This window comes from Arthrobacter sp. Dra40 (assembly GCF_059091905.1).
This window is the reverse complement of record NZ_JBNHHB010000328.1, coordinates 1-4,152: the sequence shown is the minus strand read 5'-3', so window position 1 is coordinate 4,152 and position 4,152 is coordinate 1. Positions and strand designations below refer to the sequence as shown.

General features: G+C 62.6%; 5 protein-coding genes. 3 read left to right on the top strand and 2 right to left on the bottom strand.

The features are described 5' to 3' along the window. Together AC5RWT_RS35065 and AC5RWT_RS35060 are read right to left on the bottom strand one after the other, a co-directional pair. On the bottom strand, window positions 1-311 hold a 311-nt coding region (locus AC5RWT_RS35065; RefSeq protein ID WP_494084249.1), incomplete at its 3' end, for a hypothetical protein. 47 nt (window positions 312-358) lie between these two features. Next, the gene (locus AC5RWT_RS35060; RefSeq protein WP_494084248.1) at window positions 359-871 is read right to left on the bottom strand and encodes a hypothetical protein; all 513 of its coding nucleotides are present in this window, start codon (window positions 869-871) and stop codon (window positions 359-361) included. A gap of 141 nt (window positions 872-1,012) precedes the next feature. On the opposite strand from AC5RWT_RS35060, the gene AC5RWT_RS35055 reads away from it, so the two are divergent. The 3 genes from AC5RWT_RS35055 (at window position 1,013) to AC5RWT_RS35045 (ending at window position 4,063) form a co-directional block, all read left to right on the top strand. Continuing rightward, on the top strand, window positions 1,013-1,330 hold the full coding sequence (locus AC5RWT_RS35055) for a helix-turn-helix domain-containing protein (protein ID WP_494084247.1): 318 nt from the start codon (window positions 1,013-1,015) through the stop codon (window positions 1,328-1,330). A 768-nt stretch (window positions 1,331-2,098) separates the two neighbouring features. Beyond that, complete coding sequence (locus AC5RWT_RS35050) at window positions 2,099-3,577, top strand: amidase (protein ID WP_494084246.1); 1,479 nt, start codon at window positions 2,099-2,101, stop codon at window positions 3,575-3,577. A 144-nt stretch (window positions 3,578-3,721) separates the two neighbouring features. After that, entirely contained in the window at window positions 3,722-4,063 is a 342-nt protein-coding gene (locus tag AC5RWT_RS35045) for a YciI family protein (protein ID WP_494084245.1), read from the top strand. Window positions 4,064-4,152 lie beyond the last annotated feature (89 nt).

The window sequence follows — 4,152 nt, the reverse complement described above, 5'->3', positions numbered from 1 at the left end:
AGGCTGATGTACAGAATGGTCACGGCAAGCGCGGCCAGCACCTGCCAGAGCACCACGCTTTTCCGGCCGGCGGGCCTCCGGTGTACCTCGTGCTGGTATTCAACGGCATCAAGGGCTAGGCCGATCAGGATGGCGCCGCCTAGGTTCATCCAAAACCCATTGCCGGCCACATTGAAAAGGGTGATGAACAGAAATATGAAGGCAATGCCGAGCACATCGCGGAAGACTTTGCCGCCGCTGGAGAATTTCCACTCCAGGTAGCTTTTCGGCTTTTGCTGCGTTTCTGACGTCGTTTGATCGTGGGTTGTCATGCATTTCCTCCGGGCTTAGTCTGCCGTCATTGTGCCATGCACGCGAACTAGGTCGAAGTTTGGGCCAGTTCCACGATCCACTCGGGTGTCTGGCGCTCCAGCTTGTGGTCCGTCATGACCCGGAGCCTGGCTGCCTGCATTCTGACACTGTCCTGTTGCGAGGGCTCAGCGGCTCTGGGGGAGGGCGGCAGGGCCTCCTCGTCCTCAACAGCTGTGACCTTTTGAGCCAAGATGTCGTTGGAAGCGACCTGAAGAATCCGCGCCTCTTCTTCGCCGGCCAAGTTACTTTCGGCCAAGAGAGCCAGCACCCCCAACCCCACCACCTTCCGGTCCATACTCGGGGACATCGACGCATCCAGTGCCCACTCCGCCCTCGCCCACCACTGCGCCCGGCGATCTGCCTCTGCCTGAGTCCGCATGCTGCGCCAGCCGATGTAAGCTGCGATGAGGGCAGCCAGAAGGATCGCCAGCGGACCGAGCGAAGCCAGAACATCCCACCCATCCGGGGCGTCGTTGCGGACCACAACCTCGAGCGGATCTGGAGCTTGCATCGCGATCATGGCTCCAACCTAGGGCATGCCTCGGGCGAAATGGTGCCGGACCGCGAGTCTCACACCGCGCTTCTACCGAGATGCTGCGCCTGCCCGACGGCAACGGACTCGGCCACTGGACCTTTGCCCGAAGACTGGGATGATCAGGGTATGACCATTCCAGTGACGTTCATTCCTTCAGACTTGGCCCGCGCGGCCCGTGCTTTGACGCAGGTGTCATCCAAGGTGATCGCCAAGGCAGCGAACCTGGACAAGAAGCAGGTTCGGGACTTCGAAAAGGGCAACCAAGCGTTGACCCCCGAGCAGAATGAGCAGCTGCGCCGCGCCTTGGAAAGGTTCGGCGTCGACTTCATAGCCGACGACGACCACGGCGGCTACGGTGTCCGCCGCAAGTTCAACGCCACCAAGATCCAGCGCCTGGAAACCTGGGAAGGCGAAGGCGGGGCGGCTCATCAGGACGACGTCTAGGACACTCCGGCTCTGCTCTGCCTCCGCCTGACCGGGGAGCCTCCGTGCGGCGTCCCGGGAGGCGGAGGGCTTCTCCCGCAGTAACCTCTTATACATGCGCGGATTCGCGTGGCTGGCCGGGTTATAGTCCATCAGCCTGTTGGACAACTCCCATGGCGGCACATCACGGTCCTGCTGGACAAGCTCGATACCGCCGAAACGCGCAACTGGCACGCCACTGCCGCCGTGTAATACGGATGGTCGCGGAACATGCTGATGAAAATGATCTGGACAGAGCCCTCGAGCGCGGTTTCTACCAGGTCCCGGTCGGCAACCCTTCGATTGTTTCAGCGTTCATCGGCTGCGTCCCTACCACTGGAGTCACAATGTGCTGCCACGCGTTATTAGGCACACTGGTTGACTCCGACTCCTGATCCTTCGGCGTCCGCGGGGAGGCATAACGGACCTGCAGGGAAGCAGGAGAGGGAGTGATTGAAACCTTACGACCGAGCTTTGTCGCGCAGCAGTCGACTGAGGCTATGTTAGCGGCGTATCACTGCCGCCCTCAGACGGGTGGACTGGAACCGGAGCGGGGCGTTGCGATCGAAAGTGCGTCGCTTGCTAAATATTCATGATCGATCGTTCAGAAAATACGCACTTCTACCGATGTGACCTGCATCATGTTTACCTAGACTTCCTGTATCTATTCGGGCCTGAACGCGGCCCGACAGGAAGGGAACGACCATGACCAAGACACCAGAAGTCCGATCATCTGTCCCGCCGCCACCGGTGGCGGCGGCAGGTCCTCACGCGGCCGAGGTTTCAGCCCCACTGACTGAGCAGGCACGAGCCATTCGTGACGGCGAGTTGAGCAGCCGTGAGCTGACACAAATGTATCTTGATCGGATACAGGCGCTCGACAAGCCCGAGACGCTCAATTCCTTCCTGCTGACCCGTGGGGACGAGGTGCTGGCCGAGGCCGCGAGGATGGACAATCTGCAGGCTTCGGGCGAGGTTATTGGACCGTTGCACGGTATTCCCTTGGGCATCAAGGACGCATTGTTCACAGCAGGAACGCGCACCACTGGTGGTACGGCTGCGCTTAAGAATTTTGTCCCCACCGAGGACGCCACTGCGGTGCAACTCCTCAAGAAGGCCGGCGCCTTGGTGTTGGGCAAAACGAATCTTCATGAGTGCGGCTTCGGGATCACCAGCAACAACCCCCACTTCGGACCGGTCCGTAATCCCTATGACCCGCTGCGGATCCCCGGCGGGTCAAGCGGAGGTTCGGGCGCCGCGGTCGCAGCTCGACTGTGCTCCGCCGCAATCGGTACCGATACCGGCGGTTCGGTTCGCATCCCTGCCGCCCTGTGCGGTGTAGTCGGACTCAAGCCGACTCTGGGCCGCGCTAGCCGCGGTCGGATGCTAGGCCTGTCGTGGAGTTACGATGTGCTCGGGCCGATCACCCGAACGGTGTCGGATGCGGCGGCCATTCTCAAGGTGGTCGCCTCGGGTCCGGATCCGCTCGACCCGTTTGCGGCGGATGACCCCTCCGGTGCACGGCTGCCTGCGGCCATTGCGGAAGCCGGCGTGAACCTAAAGGGTGTGCGGATCGGCATCCCGGACGGATATTTCGCCGACGACAATACTCCTGAAGTAGACCGGGTGCTGGCTGAGAATTACAAGCTGCTCGAGAGCGCCGGAGCGATCCTCGTGCCCGTGACGGTCAAGGACGTGGAGCATGCGAGCCATACGGGGTTCCTGACCGTGATCCCCGAGGATGTCGTGCTCACCGAGGAGGCGCTGCGAGAGGCGGGCATTGAGGGCGGGATCGCTGGCAACCTGCAGTCCTTCGGCGCAGATGTGCGTGCTGCGCTGGGCAGCCAGATCGGGCCGGAGGCGCAGCCCGTTCCGGCGTTCGCATATGCGGAGGCAATGTCCCGCACGGTGCCGGCGATCCGGCGAGGATTCGCCGAGGCTCTTGCGGGAGTCGATGTGCTTCTGACGGCCACGACGCCCGCGACAGCGGTTCCCATCACCGAAGACGTTCAGATGCAGCACAACGGCCGCAGCGTGGATACTTTTGAGACCTTCATTCGGTACGCCTTCTGCATCTCGGTCGCGGGACTTCCGGCGATCTCGGTTCCCGGAGGCATGGGCGAGAAGACCGGGCTTCCCGTCGGCCTGCAGTTCGTCGGAGCACCCTGGAGCGAAGCCAGGCTGCTTGAGATCGCGCTTGCCTACGAGCGTCTCGCCGTCGGCGTCTGATTATCGCGCTGGGCTTCATTGCCAGATGGGACGAACAGGCAACATCCCCACGCGCGTCCCGCGGAACCGCCGAGATCCTTGCGCGGCGAGGTGACGTCGGCGAGGATGCAGGACATCCCGTACTGCGAAGAAGGAGCCGACGCGATGACAAAGTACCTGATCTCGTTTCCGAGTGCCGCCATGGGCGTTTCAAAGGAGGAGCTGCCGGCCGTTTCGGATGCGTCGCATGCGGTGGTCCAGGAGGCGAAGGACGCCGGCGTCTGGGTCTTCGGCGGCGGCATCGATGAGAGCATCCCGCCGGTCATGGTCGACGGCGATGGGACCGTGAGCGAGGGCACCTACCCGCAGACGACGCAGCTCGAAGGCGGCTACTCGGTGCTGGAGTTGCCCTCGTATGACTCGGCCTTGGAATGGGCTGCGAAGATCGCGGTGGCTTGCCGCTGCGCGCAGGAGGTGCGGGCCTTCGCATACGACCCTGCCAGCTAAGTCTCGGCCCGGATATTCTCGTCGCGCGCTCGCGGTCGACATGATGCAACGAAGAACGCCGGGTGCGGCTCGCTAGATGGAGCCGCACC